Origin of the sequence: Actinobaculum suis (assembly GCF_900618115.1) — a bacterium.
GTDB classification, from domain to species: Bacteria; Actinomycetota; Actinomycetes; order Actinomycetales; family Actinomycetaceae; genus Actinobaculum; species Actinobaculum suis.
On record NZ_UYIO01000001.1, the window covers coordinates 93,317 to 112,256 of the forward strand.

14 protein-coding genes and 3 tRNA genes are annotated in these 18,940 nt (G+C 57.4%); 14 read left to right on the plus strand and 3 right to left on the minus strand.

What is annotated here, in order from left to right; translation table 11 throughout:
- Positions 1 to 154: 154 nt before the first annotated feature.
- The 12 genes from H8274_RS00400 to mtnN all read left to right on the plus strand — a co-directional run bounded on the left by H8274_RS00400 (position 155) and on the right by mtnN (position 13,267).
- Positions 155 to 400, plus strand: a complete 246-nt coding sequence (locus H8274_RS00400; RefSeq protein ID WP_141670080.1) for a hypothetical protein — start codon at positions 155 to 157, stop codon at positions 398 to 400.
- A gap of 347 nt (positions 401 to 747) precedes the next feature.
- On the plus strand, positions 748 to 1,881 hold the full coding sequence (gene dnaN, locus H8274_RS00405) for a DNA polymerase III subunit beta (RefSeq protein ID WP_065419409.1): 1,134 nt from the start codon (positions 748 to 750) through the stop codon (positions 1,879 to 1,881).
- Positions 1,882 to 3,228: a DNA replication/repair protein RecF gene (gene recF, locus H8274_RS00410; RefSeq protein WP_185933538.1), complete on the plus strand. Its 1,347-nt coding sequence runs from the start codon at positions 1,882 to 1,884 to the stop codon at positions 3,226 to 3,228.
- Positions 3,229 to 3,230: 2 nt separating this feature from the next.
- Positions 3,231 to 3,845, plus strand: coding sequence for a DciA family protein (locus tag H8274_RS00415; protein ID WP_185933539.1), 615 nt, complete (start codon positions 3,231 to 3,233; stop codon positions 3,843 to 3,845).
- A 77-nt stretch (positions 3,846 to 3,922) separates the two neighbouring features.
- The gene (locus tag H8274_RS00420; RefSeq protein ID WP_049619689.1) at positions 3,923 to 4,309 is read left to right on the plus strand and encodes a metallopeptidase family protein; all 387 of its coding nucleotides are present in this window, start codon (positions 3,923 to 3,925) and stop codon (positions 4,307 to 4,309) included.
- A 304-nt stretch (positions 4,310 to 4,613) separates the two neighbouring features.
- Positions 4,614 to 6,782 carry a DNA topoisomerase (ATP-hydrolyzing) subunit B gene (gene gyrB, locus H8274_RS00425; RefSeq protein ID WP_185933540.1) on the plus strand — a complete coding sequence of 723 codons (2,169 nt, stop codon included), beginning with the start codon at positions 4,614 to 4,616 and terminating at the stop codon, positions 6,780 to 6,782.
- An 87-nt stretch (positions 6,783 to 6,869) separates the two neighbouring features.
- Positions 6,870 to 9,500 (plus strand): DNA gyrase subunit A, encoded by a 2,631-nt coding sequence (gene gyrA, locus H8274_RS00430; RefSeq protein WP_185934410.1) that lies wholly within the window; start codon positions 6,870 to 6,872, stop codon positions 9,498 to 9,500.
- Positions 9,501 to 9,685: 185 nt separating this feature from the next.
- Positions 9,686 to 10,315 (plus strand): DUF3566 domain-containing protein, encoded by a 630-nt coding sequence (locus H8274_RS09630; RefSeq protein ID WP_244924481.1) that lies wholly within the window; start codon positions 9,686 to 9,688, stop codon positions 10,313 to 10,315.
- A gap of 169 nt (positions 10,316 to 10,484) precedes the next feature.
- A tRNA-Ile gene (locus H8274_RS00440) sits at positions 10,485 to 10,558 on the plus strand.
- Between the two features lie 161 nt (positions 10,559 to 10,719).
- A tRNA-Ala gene (locus H8274_RS00445) sits at positions 10,720 to 10,795 on the plus strand.
- A gap of 334 nt (positions 10,796 to 11,129) precedes the next feature.
- The gene (locus H8274_RS00450) at positions 11,130 to 11,594 is read left to right on the plus strand and encodes an S-ribosylhomocysteine lyase (protein WP_185933541.1); all 465 of its coding nucleotides are present in this window, start codon (positions 11,130 to 11,132) and stop codon (positions 11,592 to 11,594) included.
- Positions 11,591 to 13,267, plus strand: a complete 1,677-nt coding sequence (mtnN, locus tag H8274_RS09825; RefSeq protein ID WP_276330066.1) for a 5'-methylthioadenosine/S-adenosylhomocysteine nucleosidase — start codon at positions 11,591 to 11,593, stop codon at positions 13,265 to 13,267. The genes H8274_RS00450 and mtnN overlap by 4 nt, the downstream gene beginning before the upstream one ends.
- Before the next feature lie 183 nt (positions 13,268 to 13,450).
- On the opposite strand, the gene H8274_RS00460 is transcribed toward mtnN, so the two are convergent.
- Both H8274_RS00460 and H8274_RS00465 read right to left on the minus strand, forming a co-directional pair.
- A complete protein-coding gene (locus H8274_RS00460; RefSeq protein WP_185933542.1) occupies positions 13,451 to 16,012 on the minus strand; it encodes a S9 family peptidase in 2,562 nt (853 codons plus the stop codon).
- A gap of 210 nt (positions 16,013 to 16,222) precedes the next feature.
- Positions 16,223 to 16,699, minus strand: a complete 477-nt coding sequence (locus tag H8274_RS00465; protein ID WP_185933543.1) for a ribonuclease H family protein — start codon at positions 16,697 to 16,699, stop codon at positions 16,223 to 16,225.
- 88 nt (positions 16,700 to 16,787) lie between these two features.
- Between H8274_RS00465 and H8274_RS00470 the strand changes: the two genes are divergently transcribed.
- Together H8274_RS00470 and H8274_RS00475 are read left to right on the plus strand one after the other, a co-directional pair.
- The gene (locus tag H8274_RS00470) at positions 16,788 to 17,672 is read left to right on the plus strand and encodes a macro domain-containing protein (RefSeq protein ID WP_049619694.1); all 885 of its coding nucleotides are present in this window, start codon (positions 16,788 to 16,790) and stop codon (positions 17,670 to 17,672) included.
- Positions 17,657 to 18,700 carry a DsbA family protein gene (locus tag H8274_RS00475; protein ID WP_143021734.1) on the plus strand — a complete coding sequence of 348 codons (1,044 nt, stop codon included), beginning with the start codon at positions 17,657 to 17,659 and terminating at the stop codon, positions 18,698 to 18,700. The genes H8274_RS00470 and H8274_RS00475 overlap by 16 nt, the downstream gene beginning before the upstream one ends.
- 62 nt (positions 18,701 to 18,762) lie before the next feature.
- On the opposite strand, the gene H8274_RS00480 is transcribed toward H8274_RS00475, so the two are convergent.
- Positions 18,763 to 18,849: transfer RNA gene (locus H8274_RS00480), tRNA-Leu, on the minus strand.
- Positions 18,850 to 18,940 lie beyond the last annotated feature (91 nt).

Genomic DNA, 18,940 nt, shown 5'->3' on the forward strand with positions numbered 1-18,940 from the left:
CAGAAAAGCCCGCCCGCAACTAACAGAATAAGCCCACCCCACCCCTAACACGCCCAACTAAATTTTCATAAAAAACTAGGCGCGATTCGGATTTACCGCCCAGTTTCTTTCCACATCGGGTGTTGAAGGGCTGTGGAAGGTGGAAGGTTTTAAGGTGATGAATGCACATAGGATTGTGGATACTTTTCTGGCGATTCTAGCCAATCCACAGCAAGCGATTATTTTCCACAGTGAATTCAACAGCTATCTCACCATAGCTTTTGGCTTGATCTCGCGGGTTCGAACACTTATCCACAAGATCCACAGCCCCTATTACTACTACCAACCTTTTAAAACCCGCGAATTACAAGATCATCGCCGAGGCGCTACCGCTTTTCGTCCGCGCCCTCGCGGAGTGTGATTCAGTCCGAAGCGGATCTGCTGCAACCAGCTGCACGTGCCGCGCTCCTTCCGAAGTGTGGTTCAGTGCTACTCCCGGGTTGCAAGTCTGATATTCGCGTAGAGTAGGACCTGAAATATGCCGTTTGAGGTGTTTTCTACCTCCATCGTGGGTGATTTCCCCGGCCTTTTCTCGTAGGCTGGTGCAGTTGTCCATCCAGTTAGTGGTCAGGGCGGCGCAGTACCTAATGGTTAGGGCAGCGCGGTCGCTTAGCCACCGGTAACCGCCGGGTGGTCACCTGTAGCCACCGGGTAGTCACCGCACAAAGTGGTCAGTAGGCACTTCCGGGTGCCGGAAAGGGAAGAATCGTGAAGTTACGGATTGAGCGCGATGTCTTTGCAGAAGCCGTTACCTGGACGGCACGTACCATCCCTACCCGGCCTTCCTTACCAATTCTCTCTGGCATCAAGATTGAAGCCTTGGAAGATGGTCAACTCGCTCTTTCTTCCTATGATCCAGATATTTCTGCACACGCAGTAATCGAAGCCGCGGTAGATCAGCCCGGCGAAATCTTGGTATCTGGCCGCCTGCTTGCCGATTATTTGCGGGCTTTGCCCAATAAGCCGGTTGCGCTGGAAACCCAAGGCGCGAAACTTGATCTCACCTGCGGGGCTTCCCGCATGTCGATGACTTCCATGCCCCTGGAGGATTATCCGGATGCTCCGGAATTGGAAGGCACGAGCGGCACCATCAATGGCGCTGCCTGGCAGCAAGCGGTAAGCCAAGCCGTCACGGCTGCTTCCACAGACGATACTTTGCCGCTCCTGGTTTCCGTCTGCATCGAAATCCACGGTAGCGATATTTCCCTAATGGCTACCGATCGGTACCGTCTCGCGGTAGCAAAGGTCAACTGGGAGCCCGCAGATCCGGAAATTGAAGCCCGGATTTTGGTGCGTGCCTCCCGCCTTTCAGATATCGCGCGTTCGCTAGGAACCGCCGGTGACGTCACCATGACGATCGACAATTCTGGCCGCACCGGCGCCATCGGTTTCGCCGCTGCTGGCCGCAAGAGCATTGCGCGTCTTATCGACGGCGAATACCCGCAAGTCCTCGCCCTCTTCCCGGACGAAGTTGCCGGTTATGCCGTCATCAACCGCGCGGAAATGCTCGACGCCATCAAACGTGCTCGGCTCGTAGTGGAAAAGAACGCGGCCGTGCGCCTCGAGTTCTCGGAAGGCCAAGTAGTGCTCGACGCCGGCCAAAATGACAACGCCCAAACTTCGGAAGCTTTGCAAGTAGCGCTACATGGAGAGCCGATCACCATGGCTTTCAACCCGTCCTTCCTGCAAGATGGGCTTTCGGCTCTTACCACCGATTATTTGCGGCTTTCCTACACCCATCCCACCAAACCGGCAGTCCTTACCGGCCAAGCGGAACCCGAAGGGGAAGATTCCCAAGATTTCCGCCTCCTCCTCATGCCGATTCGGACGTATTCTGCGTAAATGTATATTTCCGATATCGCCCTGGCCGATTTTCGGAACTACGAACGTGAAGTGGTGAGCTTTAGCCCGGGAATAAACATTTTGACCGGGAAAAACGGCCAGGGGAAAACAAATCTAGTGGAAGCCGTTGCCTACCTCGCGACCCTCGGTAGCCACCGCGTGAGTAGCGATAACGCGCTGGTGCGGCAAAGTGCGAACGCCGCCGTCATTCAAGCACGTACCTATCGCGGCACCTCCCCCACCACCGTGCAAGTTGAAATCTATGCGGGCCGGGCCAACCGGGCCCGCATTAACCGCGCGCCGGCCAAACCCGCCGATATCGTCGGTATCGTGCGCTGCGTCCTCTTCGCGCCGGAAGATCTGGGAATTATCCGCGCCGAACCAGCTATCCGCCGCGCTTTCCTGGACGACCTCATGATCCAGCTACGGCCGCGGATGGCCGGCGTACGTGCGGAATACAATAAAGTTCTGCAACAGCGGGCCGCCCTCCTGCGTTCCTTGAGCAGCGCGGCCAAACAAGGGCAAAATGTTTCCCTCGAAAATCCAGTCCTCGATATTTTCGACGCCCAACTAGCTAAACTTGGCGGAGAAATCACGGCCGCCCGCGCCGAAATTGTGCGCCAACTCCGGCCTTTCGTTGCCGAATATTACAACCTCGTCTCCGGCACCCAATCCGGCGCCCGCATAGACTACAAAGCCAGCGCCAACAGCGGTTTCTTCTCCCTGCCCGGGCCGGAAAGAATCAGTGCCGAACCCGAACTTGCCGCCGCGATTACCAATAACGACGCCGAACTTGCCCAGCCCGCCCGGGCCACGCAACGCTTGCAACAACTCCTGCAAGAACGCCGCGCCCAAGAAATTGAACGCGGGCAAAACCTGGTAGGCCCGCAGCGTGACGATCTCCAACTGTCCTTAGGTCAATTGCCCGCCAAAGGCTATGCCAGCCACGGCGAATCGTGGAGTTATGCGCTTGCCTTGCGGCTGGCGGAATGGCAGGTTCTGCGGGCCGATGATTCGGGAGAATGGTCTGGGGACGGCGAACCGATTCTGATTCTCGATGATGTTTTTGCCGAACTGGACGGCCACCGCCGCCGCCGGCTTGCGGAACTGGTAGCCAGCGCCGGCCAAGTAATGATTACGGCCGCCGTCGGTGACGATCTACCAGCTACCCTGCAAGGGAAAACCTTCCGCATCCACGCCGGCCGCGTCCACCCCGAATCGGAAATTGAAACTAACTCAGCACCGGTAACCAACCGAGCGGCAGCACGGAGCGAAGGCACACAGAGCGAAGGCACACGCAGCGAAGGCACACGCAGCGAAGGCACACGCAGCGAAGGCGGCGAATAGCAATGACCACGAACCGGAAAGTGGAGGCGGCGAAGATCAAAGCCGCGCAGGAGAACGGCGATATTTTGGCCCTGCGCGCTTTGGATCGGATGCGTGAAGATGCTTTCCGCCGCGGCAAAATTCGTACCCGCCGGCCCAGTGCCGGTTACGCGGCGCAAAAACTTGCCGATGAGCTCAATGATGCCAAGCCGCTGGGCGCGGAAGTTTTTACGCCGAGCCCGGGCGTGGATGCCGGTTCTGGTGCGCGCCCTTCTTGGCGAGATCCGAAGCCTTTACGCGTGATTTTGGAACGCACAATTTTGGATCGCGGCTGGGGAACCCGCCTCAATGTGGCCTCCGTGGAACGGCGCTGGCCGCAAATCGTGGGCGAAAACGTGGCCCGCAATGCGTGGGTGGAAAGCTTCGACGAAGATACCGGAACCCTTACGATCCGCACCTCATCGACGTCGTGGGCAACCCAAATGCGCGCTTTGCTGGCCACTTTAGCCAGCCGGTTAGATGCCGAACTCGGCCCGGAAATAGTTAAAAATATCGAGGTACGTGGCCCGCAACAACGCAACTGGCGCCACGGCCGCTATTCAGTTCCCGGCCGCGGCCCGCGCGATACTTACGGATAGCCGCGCGCCAGGAAACCCGTACTATCGCGCGCAAAACCCGGGCCAAAACAATTGCAAGTAAAACCTAGGAGGCTCTCATGTTGGAGATCAGCAGCGCCGAGTTTGACGAAGCGGTTGCAGACGCAATTGACCTGCTCCCGCAGCATTTCCTTGATACCCTGCCCAATGTGGTCTTCCTAGTGGAAGAAGAACCGGCCCCCGAAATGCTCGTGGGGGAAGAAGCGTACGACGCCGAAGGAAAGCCCGCTCTGCTAGGAATGTACGACGGCGTGGCCCTAACGGATCGGTATGGCGATTCTGCCGGGCTATTGCCGGATCGGATCTATATTTTCCGCGGGCCTTTGCAACGCTGGTGTAATACTCGTGAAGAACTGGTAGAACAAATTAGGGTCACGATTGTGCATGAGGTCGGGCACTTCTACGGGCTTGATGATGATCAGCTCCACGCACTTGGGTGGGAGTAAACGGGTTGAAATGCACATGTCATCCCAGAAAACCACTCCAAAATGCGCTAGAATAGAAGCTAGTCCTATTCGGGTAGGGTTCCCCCGCTAGAGGTCTTCGCCCGCGAGGGGTCCATTTCTGGCGTTTTGGAAAATAACGTTCAGGATATTCTTCGGCGAAATAAGTGGATGTTAAACCGAGCCTGCTGCATTGTGCATTGCTTGCATATTGTGGCGGGCGGGTCGTGGTGTGCGTAGCGCGCCGCAGATACATCCTCGCACCGCGGCGGGAACCTACCGATCAAGAGCCAAGGAGTTTCCGCGAGTGTCGGATACGAAGAGTAATGTTCCACAGGAATCTGCCGCACCGGCCGTATCTCATGCCGGTACTACAGAATCCCATACCGGTACTACTGATGCGCCCACACCGGCTGCCGAAACGCAACCGCAGGCACATGTCCATCACGTAGGCGAGGTATCAAAAGACCAATCCTATGACGCCTCGAATATTACGGTGCTGGAAGGATTGGAAGCGGTACGCAAACGGCCCGGTATGTACGTGGGGTCTACCGGATCTCGCGGCCTGCATCACCTCGTCTACGAAGTGGTCGATAATTCCGTGGACGAAGCACTCGCTGGCTTCTGCGATCACATAGAAATTACTTTGCGGGCCGATGGCGGCGTGAGCGTTTGCGATAACGGGCGCGGCATTCCCGTAGACGATCACCCCACCGAACACCGGCCGGCAGTAGAAGTTGTAATGACGGTCTTGCACGCCGGCGGTAAATTCGGCCAGGGCGGCTATGCCGTTTCCGGTGGTCTGCACGGCGTCGGCGTCTCCGTCGTCAACGCCCTTTCCACCCGCATGGAAACCGTAATCAAACGTGACGGTTACGTATGGCGCATAAGCTTCGCGAACGGGGTACCTACCGGGCCGCTCACGCGCGGGGAAGAAACCACCGAAACCGGCACCAAACAAACCTTCTGGCCCAATGGCGATATCTTCGAAACCACCGAATTCGATTTCGAAGTGCTCAGCAAACGCTTCCACCAGATGGCTTTCCTCAACAAAAACCTGCGCATCACCCTGATTGATGAACGCGAAGGAATCACCGTGGAAGGTGACGAAGTAACCGGGGAAAGCACCGCGGAAGAAGCCGCCGGTACCGAAGCCACCCCCGAACGGCGTCACGTTACTTACAAATACGCGGGCGGGCTGATTGACTACGTCAAATTCCTCAACGGCATGAAGAAGGCCGAACTGGTCAATGAGGAAATTATCTATTTCGAAACGGAAGACGAAGAACGCCAGATCGAACTGGAAGTGGCCATGCAATGGACTTCGGCTTACACCGAATCCGTGCACACTTTCGCCAATACGATCAACACCACGGAAGGTGGTACCCACGAAGAAGGTTTCCGTTCCGCCCTCACCTCGGTGATAAACAAGTACGCGCGGGATAAGAACCTTTTGCGTGATAGAGATCCGAACCTTTCCGGTGAGGACGTACGCGAAGGCCTAACCGCGGTGATCTCCGTAAAAATTGGCGACCCGCAGTTCGAAGGGCAAACCAAAACCAAACTGGGCAATACTGAGGCCCGCACTTTCGTGCAACAGCAGGCTTATAAGAACCTTTCGGACTGGCTCGATTCCCATCCCAGCGAAGCGCGCGATATCGTTCGCAAAGCCACGCAGGCCTATGCGGCCCGCGCAGCCGCGCGTAAAGCCCGGGAAGCAACCCGCCGCAAGTCCGTGCTGGAATCGGCTTCCATGCCCGGCAAACTCAAGGATTGCACTTCCAATAAACCCGAAGAATGCGAAATCTTTATCGTAGAGGGTGATTCGGCTGGCGGTTCAGCCGTCAACGGGCGCGATCCGAAACACCAGGCGATTATGCCAATCCGCGGCAAGATCCTGAACGTAGAAAAAGCCCGCCTGGATCGAGCGCTTTCCTCCGATACAATCCAGGGCCTGATCACCGCTTTCGGTACGGGTATCGGTGACGAATTCGATATAGATAAGCTCCGCTACCACAAGATCATTTTCATGGCCGACGCCGATGTGGATGGCTCTCATATCGCCACTTTGCTGCTAACTTTGGTCTACCGGTACATGCGGCCCCTGATTGAGGCCGGTCACGTATTCCTGGCCATGCCGCCGCTGTACCGCATCAAGTGGACCAACCACCCGCACTCCTACGTTTTCACCGACCAAGAGCGCGATGAAGAACTCGCGAAAGGCAAAGAAAACGGGTGGCGCCTGCCCAAGGAAGAATCCCAACGCATCCAGCGCTACAAGGGCCTGGGCGAAATGAACGCGGAAGAACTGTGGGATACCACGATGAACCCCGAAAATCGCACCCTCAAACGGGTGGAAATCGGGGAAGCCGCCGCCACGGATGAAACATTCTCCGTCCTCATGGGCGAAGACGTCGAATCGCGGCGCGCGTTCATCCAGCGCAATGCACGTGATGTGCGCTTCCTGGATATTTAGCCGCCGCGCTAGCCGCGCAATACCAGCCCTAAAGCAGTAGCACCCATACCCAAGAGCAACACGAGAAGGTAAAAAGCAGTGACGGAAATGACGCCGGGCGATCAGTCCGAAGTGTACAACCACGGCGAAATCATGGACGTGGATCTCCAACGCGAAATGGAGACCTCATACCTGGATTACGCGATGTCTGTGATTGTGGGGCGCGCCTTGCCAGACGTGCGAGACGGCATGAAACCCGTGCATCGGCGCGTTGTCTACGCCATGTATGACGGCGGTTACCGCCCGGATTCGAGTTTCTCCAAGTCCGCAAAAATCGTTGGCGATGTAATGGGGCATTACCACCCGCACGGTGACTCCGCCATTTACGACACCATGGTTCGCCTCGCCCAACCGTGGGCAATGCGTTACCCGCTGGTAGCCGGCCAAGGTAACTTCGGAACGCCCGGGGATCTGGGTGCCGCTGCCCCGCGTTACACCGAAGCCCGCATGGCCCCGCTCGCCATGGAAATGGTGCGGGACATCAAAGAAGACACCGTCGATTTCATGCCGAACTACGACGGCTCCCTACAAGAACCGGCAGTACTACCCGCCCGCTTCCCGAACCTTCTAGTGAACGGATCGGAAGGGATCGCGGTAGGCATGGCCACCCGCATCCCGCCGCATAACCTGCGCGAAGTCAATGATGGCGTGCAGTGGTACCTCGCCCACCCGGAAGCGAGCCGGGAAGAACTACTGGGCGAACTCATGCTGCGGATCAAGGGCCCCGATTTCCCCACCGGCGCACAAATTCTGGGCACCCGCGGAATCGAAGACACCTACCGCACCGGCCGCGGCTCGATCACCATGCGAGCAATCGTAGAAGTAGAAGAAATCAACGGCCGCACCTGCCTGGTTATCTCCGACCTTCCCTACCAAGTCAACCCGGACCGCCTGCTCGACCGCATGGTCGAAGCAATTAAAGACGGCCGGATTAGCGGAGTTGCCGATATCCGCGATGAAACCTCCGGCCGTGCGGGCCAACGCATCGTCGTCGTCCTCAAACGCGACGCCGTAGCCAAGGTAGTGCTCAATAATCTCTATAAGCACACCCAGCTCCAAACCAGCTTCCCGGCAAATATGCTCGCCCTGGTAGACGGCGTACCGCGCACGCTTTCCCTGGACGGCTTCGTGCGCCACTGGGTAAACCACCAGATGGAAGTAATCCAGCGCCGCACCCAATACCGGCTCAATGAAGCCCTGAAGCGGATGCATATCCTCGAGGGATATCTGAAGGCCCTGGATGCTCTAGACGAAGTTATCCAGCTGATTCGCCGTTCCGCAACCGTAGACATCGCACGCACCGAACTCATGGCTTTCCTCGATATTGATGAAGCCCAAGCCAATGCGATCCTAGAAATGCAGTTGCGCCGCCTGGCCGCCCTGGAACGCCAAAAGATCACGGACGAATACAACGAAAAGAAGGCGCTCGTAGCCGATTACCGCGATATTATCGCCAAGCCGGAACGCCAGCGCACGATCATTTCCGAAGAACTTCAAGAAATCGTTGATAAATACGGAGATGAGCGGCGTACCGCAATTCTTCCCTACGACGGCGATGTGTCCGTCGAAGATCTCATTCCGGAAGAAGACGTCGTCGTAACCATTACCCGCGGCGGCTATGCGAAACGGACCAAGGTAACCGAATACCGCTCCCAGCACCGCGGCGGCAAAGGCATCCGCGGCGCTAGTCTGCGCGAAGACGACGTAGTAGAACACTTCGGCGTAGGATCCACACACGATTGGCATTTGTTCTTCACAAACTTTGGGCGCGTGTACCGGATCAAGGGATACGAAATTCCAGAAGGTAGCCGGGACGCGAAAGGCCAACACGTGGCCAACCTGGTGGCCTTCGAACCCGAAGAACAAATCGCAGCCGTACGTTCCATCCCGAACTACGAAATCGCTGACTACTTGGTGATTGCCACGAAATCCGGGTTAGTGAAGAAAACTCGGCTCACCGATTACGATTCTCCGCGCTCTTCCGGCCTCATCGCGATCAAACTGCGCGAACTAGAAGCAGGCGTAACAGACGAAGTAGTAGCGGTGACCTTCGCGAACGACGGCGATGATCTCTTCCTCGTTTCCAAGCAAGGCATGTGCTTGCGGTTCACCGTCACGCCGGAAAGCTTGCGCCCAATGGGCCGGGCCACCAGCGGCGTGATGGGAATGCGTTTCCGGGAAGGTGACTACCTGCTTTCCATGGATACCGTGCGGCCCGAATCGGACGTGTTCACCGTAACCACCGGCGGATTTGCCAAACGTACCCAGATTGAGGAATACCGGGTGCAAGGCCGCGGCGGGCTTGGAATTAAGGTAGCGAACCTGCCAGAAAACCGTGGCGATCTGGTAGACGCCCTCGTCACCCAAGGTGATGAAGAAGTGCTCGTGATCATGGCCTCCGGCAAGGTAATGCGCACCACCGTGGGTGAGGTTTCCATCACCGGCCGCAACACCCAAGGTGTCACTTTCGTCCGCCCCGATGAAGGCGATGAAATCATTGCAATAGCCCGCAATATCGAAGACGAAATGGAAGAAGACGAAGAAGCCGAGGCAGCTGAAGAAGCGGCGGTTGTGACCGAAGAACCGGAGGCAACAGCCGAAGAAGCAGCTGCTGGCGAAGGCACAGATGAAGGCACAGGTGAAGGCGCAGGTGAAGCTGGTGAAAGTCGCGATGAATAAAAGTAGCGGCGCTGCAGGCGAAGCTGAAAATGATATAGCTAACAATGATGGTATTACGGGCGTCTAAAACTAATTTCGCGGGCGCCGCGCGGGACATCCGGGGCTTTTGCGCGGTACTCTCTATTGACGGGATACTTTTCAGATAAGGAGAAGGCCGAACAGGTATCGGCCAAGCGGGGAGAACTATGAGCGAACATACTCGTCAAGGAAAAACGCCACCGCCGTCTGTGCCGCCGCAGCGCGGGAACGGGAAAACCGCAGCCGCTCCGGCACGGGTATCCGTGACCGCGCGCACCCCGGTAGCAGACCAAAACACGCCGGCCACTCCAGGTGCCTTGCCAGCCGGCGCGCGCCAACACGGGGCCGGCGGGCAAGGGCAAGCACGCCCCGCCGGGCGGGGACGCGGCAACGGGCGAGGCCGCAACCAGCCAGATGCCCGGCCCGCGCAAACCGTAGGAATCCGGCGCATTCGGATGACGATCTCAAAAATTGAGCCGCTTTCCGCGATGAAACTCGGATTCCTCCTGTCATTTGCCTTCGGCATCGTTCTCATTATTGCGATGGCCCTGGTGTGGCTGGTGCTTGACGGTATGCACGTGTGGTCTTCCCTGAACGATTTCCTGCTTACCCTAAACTCGAAAGAACTCTTGCAGTTCGCCCAATACCTCGAGTTTGGCAGGTGGATGAGCTTCGCCGTGATCATCGCCATTATTGATATTGCGCTCCTCACGGCCCTTTCAGCCATAGGCGCGCTCATCTACAACCTGTGCGCGGCACTCGTTGGCGGGCTACGGCTCACCGTTACCGACGAATAAAACCGCGCCAAACCCCGCATAAACAACAAAGCACCCGCTAATACACCGCGGACGTGTGCTTACCTAGGCACACATCAGCACGGTAGTAGAAATGTTACCGAACGCACGATGCGCGAAGTTTGGTTTCTGCTCATCCTGATGTAAACTAATCCAGTCCGCAAAGGTGTAAGGGCGTATAGCTCAGTTGGTTAGAGCGCAGTCCTGATAAGACTGAGGTCGGTGGTTCGAGTCCACCTACGCCCACGAAAGCGAGGAGGGGAAATGAAACGTTTTCTCCTCTTTTCTTTTGTGCTAATTGGCGGATACGTAGCCGCGGTGGAATTACAAAAACACCTGCAGGTTTACGCACACTGGCAAAAGATCCCAGATCCAAGCTAGGATGCAACAGGCACATAACTTCATACGGGGCTGTGGCGCAGCTGGTAGCGCATCTGCTTTGCAAGCAGAGGGTCAGGGGTTCGAGTCCCCTCAGCTCCACCACCAGGACGCTCATTTTGATACAAAATGGGCGTCTTTTTGTTTTGCCTCGGTGGGTGGCGTATAGCGTGGTGAATCGGCCGCAAGGATCATAATCTGGCCGGTAAGCGTATTGGGATTAGCCTTGTTTTGTTACCGCTGGATTAGTCAGGTTCTGAGCGAACACGCAATAAATCTTGCCGAATATCCACCATTTCTTTAGGTGTGAACCGGGCATACCGATGCGCGTGCAGCGCTGGCAAAAAGCTGAAAAACCGGGAAAATCATACCCGGCAGTGCTTATACAACGTACGATAGGTATCACACGTAAATAGGTGATTCTTGGAGGCATACATATATGACGAAAATGAATGTGGAGTCTTTTAACCTCGACCACACGAAGGTGGTAGCTCCCTATATTCGGGTAGCTGATGTGAAGACTTTACCCGCGGGAGATCAGCTAACGAAGTACGACGTTAGGTTCTGCCAGCCCAATAAAGAACATCTGACAATGCCGGTAATTCACTCCATCGAGCATTCCTTCGCCGAATATTCACGCAATCATTCGCCGCACGTTATTGACTTTTCGCCCATGGGTTGCCAGACGGGTTTCTACCTCCTCATGGCCGAAGCCCCGAATGTGCCGGCCATTTGCGAACTGGTAGAAACTACTTTCCGCGATATTATGGCCGCCACCGAAGTTCCGGCCGCCAATGAAATCCAATGCGGATGGGCCGCAAGCCACAATTTACAAGCCGCGCAGGAAGCTATTGCTGGCATGTTGGCACAGCGCGATAGCTGGGAAAAGGTGGAAACTGCATGAGCCAATCCCCGGAAATGCCGCCGCTTCCCGAACCGAAAAAAATCGAGCCCGGCCCGCCTTCCGCGCTCGGCCTGATTATTGCCGCCCAGCGGGAAGAAATCGCGCCGGTTATCGGCGCCTTCGCCAAACCAGAGGAAGTACAAGCCTTCCCCACGCCCTTCGGTCAGGCCTGGGTTTTCCCTGGCCCCAAAATTCCGATTATTGCTGCCCAAACCGGTATCGGTCTGGTAGCAACCGCCACGTTCCTTGGCTGGGCCGCCGAAATCTTGCGTCCACTTTTCGTTATTTCCGCGGGTACTGCAGGCGGCTTGGGGGCCAGTATTAACGTCGGCGACGTCGTTATCGGCACCACGTACGCCTACACGCGCGCCGACGCCACCGCTTTCGGTTACCAAATCGGGCAGGTACCGGGCCAACCGGCTACTTTCCCGGCAGATTCAGACCTGCTCGACGCCGCACCGGAAGGTACCTTGCGCGGCCAGATTCTTTCTTCGGATGCTTTCGTGACGGCGAAAAATGTGGGGGAGACACGCGAACTGTTCCCGGAAGCTTTGCTCACGGATATGGAATCGGCGGCCGCGGCGCAAAGCTGTGCCATGGCACAGATTCCGTTCGCTGCTATCCGCTGTGCTTCCGACTTGGCCGGGCCTTCCGCCGAACAGGTGTATCACATGGAACTGGACCGGGCAGCTGAACTTTCCGCTGCTTGTGTGGCATCCACGGTCCGCACTTTGCTGGATAAATTCGAGGAAACGGGAAAACTGGATGCCTGCCTAAGCCTCGCCTCGAAACGGCCGCCGGCGGGAGCAGGTAGTTTGGCGAAGGACGGCGGCACGGGGAGCACGGCGGGCAGCCGTACCAGTGGGGAAACTAGCCACGCCCGGGCCCACGCGCCGCGATTCTCTCTGGACGCTTTGCAAGCCGGGCTGCTCTATATGTTCGGGAAAATCAACGATATTACGCCGGATCTGAGTGAGGCCACGCCGGCAGACCATGCAGCTTTGGCGGAAGAACCCCTAGACCAAGAAGAAGTTTTGGGGATCATTGGCGGGGTGCGTGCGGCTTTGCGGGAAGATCCAAGTCTGACGATAACGGCCCGGCAATACGATGAAGAACGGGCGGCGCTCGCCCAGGCGGCATCGGTTTCCGGGCGCGGCAAACTCGTGTGGCCGCCAACTTCGCAGACGGTCACAAAACGTTTCGGCGGGTATTGGAATGACGCGCTTTCGGCGGCCGGTTTCGCGGTAAAACGCGGCCGGGAACGCGGATCCTTGAAGTTTACTGACGCCGATTACGATGAGGCGCTCGAACGGTTCATCGAATGGGTGCAGGCCGAAGGCCGCCGCGTGAGTTTCAAAAACTACACGCTCTGGCTACAAGAAACCGGCCTGCGAGGCATCTATCCTTCGGGCGCGGCAGTACGCCAGCATTACGGTTCTTGGTCGGCGGCCCTGCACGGCCGCGGGGAAGCGGTTGCGGATAGCCCCGCCACCAAGCCCGCAGAGTCCGCCGAGTCCGCCGGGCACGCTGAGTCCGCCGGGCACGCCGGGCCCACCGAGTTCACCGGGCATGCCGAGTCCGCCGGGTCTACCGGGTCCACCGGGCATGCCGAGTCCGCCGGGTCTACCGGGTCCACCGGGCTCGCCGAGTCCACCGAGCTCGCAGAAAACTAAAAACGCGGCTCCGGCCGGCAACAAACCCAGTCAGATCTGGTGCCAGCCGGAGCCGCCCTTTTTGTGCAAAACACGTACGATCTCACGGATTACTTGCGTGCTTTACGATCCTGCAGTTTATGTTCTTGCAGTTTACGTTTCTGCGGTTTACGTTCCCGCGTTCCCGCGTTTTATTCCCGTGCTTTACTCGCCTGCGTTCGGCGCGCTATTTTCCGCACCGGCTACGGGCAGTAGCGTTCCCGCATCTATTTGGTCCAACAGCCAGGCCTGCTCGAAGGCACGCTGTTCCCAAGCGCCATAGCGGCCGCTCTTCCCCGCATGGCCGGCAACCATTTCGATCTTCAAAAGGATCGGCCGGTCCGGGTCATTCGCGGTTTGCTCGCGCAGTACTTGCACCCATTTCGCGGCTTCTACATAAAACACGCGCACGTCATTGAGCGAAGTTGTGGCCAAAACCGAAGGGTATTGCACCTGGCGCACATTCTCCACCGGAGAGTAGCTCTTCATATAGGCATAAACATCCGGATCTTCTACCGGATTGCCCCACTCTTCCCACTCCCCCACGGTGAGCGGTAGTTCCGGCTGCAAAATCGTGGTCAGTGCGTCTACGAAAGGCACTCCGGCCACCACCGTCCGGAACAGTTCCGGTGCTTCATTAATCGCTGCCCCAATGAGCAATCCGCCCGCAGAAGCCCCTTCGGCGGCCAGCCGGCCCGGAGCTACCCATCCCGATTCGAGTAACCATTTCCCACAATCCACGAAATCGTGGAAAGTGTTCTTCTTCTTATCAAGTTTGCCATCCTCATACCAGGCCCGGCCCAGCTCCCCGCCCCCGCGCAAATGCGTCCACGCGATCACTACGCCGCGGTCCAAGAATGAAGCCCACGAAACCGAGAAATACGGGTCTAGCGAAATTTCGTAGGAACCATAACCGTAGATATAGCCCGGATTCGTCCCATCTGGTTGCAGCCCCTTGCGGTACACAATCGTCATCGGTACCTGCACGCCATCACGGGCCGTCACCCACACATTTTGTTGTTCGTAGCGCGTGTGGTCATAGCCCGGCACCTGGCGCTGTTTGAGAGTGTGTTGCCGGCGCGTAGCAGGTTCGAAAACTCGCTGGGTGGGCGGTTCCAAAAGCGACTGCTCGGTGTAAACCACCTCGCTCGCCTCCCAATAAGCATCGGGTTGGGTGGTCACCGTGGAACCCGGAACGCGCGGGATAACTACCGGCGTCTCCCATTCTGTAGCGGGGGTGTTCGCTGCGCTTTCCGTTTCCGTTTCCGTTTCCGAAGCGGTTTGCGCTGCCTCGCCAGTTTCCCCAGTCACCGGTACCGCACCGGAAGCCGCAGCAATTTGCGATGCCGCGGTATTCGGCGTCGTACTTGCTGGCGACGCCGCAGCGCTACTTTCCGGCGCGCTAGCGGTAGCCCCCGCCTCCGGCGCTGGCGCAGATTCGGCCAGCTGCGGCGTCGGTAGTGCAATTGCGGGTGCATCCAGGAGCACGCGGGGCGGGCGGGTAGCGCGGTGCATCACCCGCAGTTCGGTTTCCCCGCCGGAACGCATGGAAATTACCGCGAAATCTCGGTAGGCCTCCACGGCGTCGATCCTTTCCCCAGCTTGTGGGGAAAACACGGTGACCCACTCTGCCAGGTTGGAAGTGTGCATGGGTGCGCTGGCAATCTCAAAATCCGGATTATTGAGATTATGGGTAATGAGTAGTTGGTTTCCGGCAGGTTCCACCTGGTATTCGAGCCCGTCTTGGCGTGGTAAAACCACGTAATGGGTAGATTGATCGGCCGGGGAAGCCGTGGGAATAAGCCGCACTTCGGTAGTGGTGCGCGATTCGGAAGTGACCGTCGCCCACTTGTTATTGCGAGAAGCTTCCAGAGAAACCTCAAAACGTTCATCGTCTTCCTGGAAGAGCAAAATATCGGTTTGTGCAGCTAGCGGATGCAGCCACACTTGGTAGCTGCGCCACGCCGCATTCGTCCGCGTGTAAAACACCCCGGAAGAATCCGCGGCCCAGGCCAAACCATAGCCAATATTCGTTACCGAATCGTCAACCACCAGCCCGGTTTCGATTTCGAAAACGCGGAGCGTGAAAGTTTCCCCGCCCTGGAAATCCACGCCCATGGCGCCCAACTTGCCATCCGGGGAAGGCATAAACCCGGAGACGCGGAAAAACTCTTCTCCCGCTGCCAAAGAGTTGCCGTCCCACACGAGTTGTTCGTAGGGCCCGCCGGGCTGTGGCCGTTCTTCGCCCGTTGCGGGGATGCGGTAGACGGCCGGGTATTGGCGGCCTTCCCAGGTACGTTCGTAGTACCACCAATCACCACAGCGTTGCGGCACCGTGGTATCAGCTTCGACCGTGCGTGCTTTATATTCCGCGTACAGGTTTTGCCGTAAGGGTTCTAGCGGGGCGAGTAAAGCGTCTGTATAAGCATTTTCTGCCCCCAGTAATTCCAGCACCTCCGGGTCTTCCTTATTGCGTAACCACTCGTAGTTATCGATGTAGGTATCCCCGTGGAAAACGCGTTCGGTGGGAATCTTTTTTGCCACCGGCGGGTGCGGCGCGGTGGCAGGTGCGGCGCTTACATCTTCCGGGTTCGACGACGCCGATACTGGCTCCTCGGTGGGCCCGGCCGGCAAGGTCGGATCATCCTTAGCAGGATGCCGCTTATTGGAAAGGAAATTCTCCTCGCTATCGCGGCTGCTATCGAGGGTTTCGCGTAGGTTTACCATGTCCGAAGCATAGCCGCGCTAACCTGCCCGCCGGTAGCCTTTCGAAGAATCAGAACACTGTGCTTCGCGCCAGAAAACACTTTGCTTGCTGTAGAAAAATTGCGGGCTTCGCGCAAGAAACCCGGGCTGTGCCGGCAAAATAACCGCGGGGCTAGGCAGGGCAAGTTGGGAAGGCTGGGCAAAAGCCGGGAAGGCTGGGCAAGCCTGGGGTTAGGAATACTTACGGGTTTCGGCCGTGGCCAAGGAATCCACGAACTCATTGCCAGCATCGCCGGTGTGCCCGCGCACCCACTCCACTTCGGTATAGCCCGTCCGGCTTTCATAAGCTTCTAACAGGGCGGCTACGAGTTCTTGGTTGGCTACCGGTTTGCCATCGGCTTTACGCCAGCCTTTCTTCCGCCAGCCCGGTGCCCACTTGGTAACCGTATTGATTACGTATTGGGAATCGCAGCGGATTAGTAGCCGCGCGGCCGGGTCGATGAAACGCAATCCCTCCAGTAGGGCGGTGAGCTCCATAATGTTGTTTGTAGTGTGGTGAGCACCGCCCGAATTATAAGCGCCACTCTTTTGTTCGACCCAAGCCCACCCGCCCGGGCCGGGATTACCCGAACAAGAGCCATCGGTGGCGAGTACCGCATCGAATTCCGGATAAGACTTACCTACGGGGTTGCCGTGCTGAAATGTCATGGGAGCATCATAGCCGGGACCACTTTCTCCACACTGAGAGCGCGCGGGCCGGTAACCTAGAACTCGAGAATAATAGTGAGGAGAACTCATGCTTTCACTTTCTGACTACCGCGAAGCCATCAAGCTCGACGAACCGTGGCCGGTACCGGGAAACGATCCCCGGTCTAATCGCGAGCTTTTCACCGTGGCTCTCGGGGGACTCACCGAACGTCAGGAAAAGATGACGGATCGGCAGCTTTTTGACGAACTCGAAAATCACCTTATTCACCGCGAACCGGGACCGATTGCGGAAAGCTACGGACGCGCCGTCGACCAGTTGTTGTACCGGAAATCGGCACTTTTGGGCCGTACCGAAGGTAAACATCTCATGCGGATCTCGGACATGATGCCCACCTCCGAATACGGGCAGGCACGGCACGCGGCAATCTGGCGGGGAGACATTCGCGAACTCGTAGTGGATGCAGTAGTAGAAGGGGCACGGCCCAATCTGCTCGGCTACCGAGAAAGCGGAGTATCTTCCGCCGATCAAGCTATTCATTCCCAGGCCGGCCCGTGGCTGCGTAATGATACGGCGAAGATCAGGGAAATGCAGGGGAAAGATGAAGAACCGGGTGGGGCGAAAATTACGCGCGGCTACCGGCTTCCCGCGCGGTATGTGATTCATACCCTGCCGCCTACCGTGGAAGGTACACGCCAACCGACGGAGCAGGAATGTGAACAGCTCCGTTCCTGTTATCATTCTTCTCTTGATCTAGCAGCCGAAGTGGGAGACATTGAAAGTATTGCCTTCGTGGCTCTGGCAACCGGGCGCGGAAATTTTGATCGTGAGATTGCAACGAAGATTGCGATGGGAGCGGTTGATGAGTGGATGTCAACTCACCGCGGCAAGATCAAGCTGGTGATTTTCGATATCTTTGGTGATGAAGACGCCGAGGTATACGTGAATACGATTGATAGGTGGATCGAGGATTGAGCGAAACGCAGAGTGGGTCCGAAGAACGTTACGAGACGGTAGAAAGCACCCCGAAAAGGAACGCGCTCGGCGGTAAGGGATACCGCATTTTGGTGATCGTGCTGGTGATTATCGCCCTCGTCGTCAGCGCCTTGGTGTTGATATTCACTTCGGACCCCTCGAGGTTGCCGGTAAATCAGGCTTCGCCGAGTGATCGGCCCACTTCCGTGTGGACGGATCCGCAAACCGAATGGGATGCGGATAGTAGCCCAAGCCCGGATGCTAATGCTTCCCCTACTCCCAATATGGAAGAGGTGCAGGCACAAAATCCGATCGCCGCGCGGTACACGGAAATCGCCGAACAAAAGGGCCTCTCTGCGAAAAACTACGAAATTGTGCCCACGATGTACGATTCGGTGCGCGGTCAGCTCATGGCGAACCCGGCTTTGCCGGAAGGTACCCCGGAAGCGCTCGGCCCGGCCGATGCTCCGGTACGGGTGATCGTATTTTCCGACTATTTGTGCCATTACTGCCAGAAGCTTCACGAAGAATCCTGGCCCGTTTTGGAAGAAAAGGCGCGGCGGGGCGAGATTCGCCTCGAGTTCTACCACTACACGATTTTCTCCCAGCTCGGTTCGGATAAGGCTGCCTTCGCCGCGCATGCCGCAGGTTTGCAAGGAAAGTTCTGGGAGTATTCAGATCTCTTGTTCACCGAAGGGGCGACGACGCCGGACGCTCACGGCAAGGCCCGTATCGCGGAAGATAAACTCGATGCCCTGGCCCAAAAACTGGGCTTGGATATGAATAAGTTCCACGCGGATATGAATTCTGCAGATACGCAGAACTTTGTTTCCGGGCAAACCGGTTATGCCAGCTCTTTGGGCATAAATGCCACGCCGGCCGTAATCATCAATGGCACCTATATTAGCGGGGCCTATCCGTCACAACTCTTCGAGAATGTGATCATGGTGGAAAAGGAACTCCTGCAGGATTACCCGGCCGCAGAGCAAAAAGCGGCCGCGGCCAATAACACCGCGCCAGCAAACTAACTGGCACCCGGAAGAACCAAAACGCGGGTCGGTAGCTAGCAAGCTACCGACCCGCGTTCTGTTGGTGCTCGAGGGGGGAGTTGAACCCCCACGCCCTCGCGGGCACACGGACCTGAACCGTGCGCGTCTGCCTATTCCGCCACTCGAGCTAGGTGCTGAAGAATTATCAGCGCACACCAGCTTATAGCTAAAACCCGGCAAAACCAAGCTGTGAAGTTGTGTTGCCGATCGCAACAAAGC

Bases quoted from the DNA above. Each gene is read 5' to 3' on its own strand.
- recF (WP_185933538.1), top strand. From the start codon at position 1,882: ATGTATATTTCCGATATCGCCCTGGCCGATTTTCGGAACTACGAACGT.
- H8274_RS00415 (WP_185933539.1), top strand. From the start codon at position 3,231: ATGACCACGAACCGGAAAGTGGAGGCGGCGAAGATCAAAGCCGCGCAG.
- H8274_RS00420 (WP_049619689.1), top strand. From the start codon at position 3,923: ATGTTGGAGATCAGCAGCGCCGAGTTTGACGAAGCGGTTGCAGACGCA.
- gyrA (WP_185934410.1), top strand. From the start codon at position 6,870: ATGACGCCGGGCGATCAGTCCGAAGTGTACAACCACGGCGAAATCATG.
- H8274_RS09630 (WP_244924481.1), top strand. From the start codon at position 9,686: ATGAGCGAACATACTCGTCAAGGAAAAACGCCACCGCCGTCTGTGCCG.
- H8274_RS00450 (WP_185933541.1), top strand. From the start codon at position 11,130: ATGACGAAAATGAATGTGGAGTCTTTTAACCTCGACCACACGAAGGTG.
- mtnN (WP_276330066.1), top strand. From the start codon at position 11,591: ATGAGCCAATCCCCGGAAATGCCGCCGCTTCCCGAACCGAAAAAAATC.
- H8274_RS00460 (WP_185933542.1), bottom strand. From the start codon at position 16,012: ATGGTAAACCTACGCGAAACCCTCGATAGCAGCCGCGATAGCGAGGAG.
- H8274_RS00465 (WP_185933543.1), bottom strand. From the start codon at position 16,699: ATGACATTTCAGCACGGCAACCCCGTAGGTAAGTCTTATCCGGAATTC.
- H8274_RS00470 (WP_049619694.1), top strand. From the start codon at position 16,788: ATGCTTTCACTTTCTGACTACCGCGAAGCCATCAAGCTCGACGAACCG.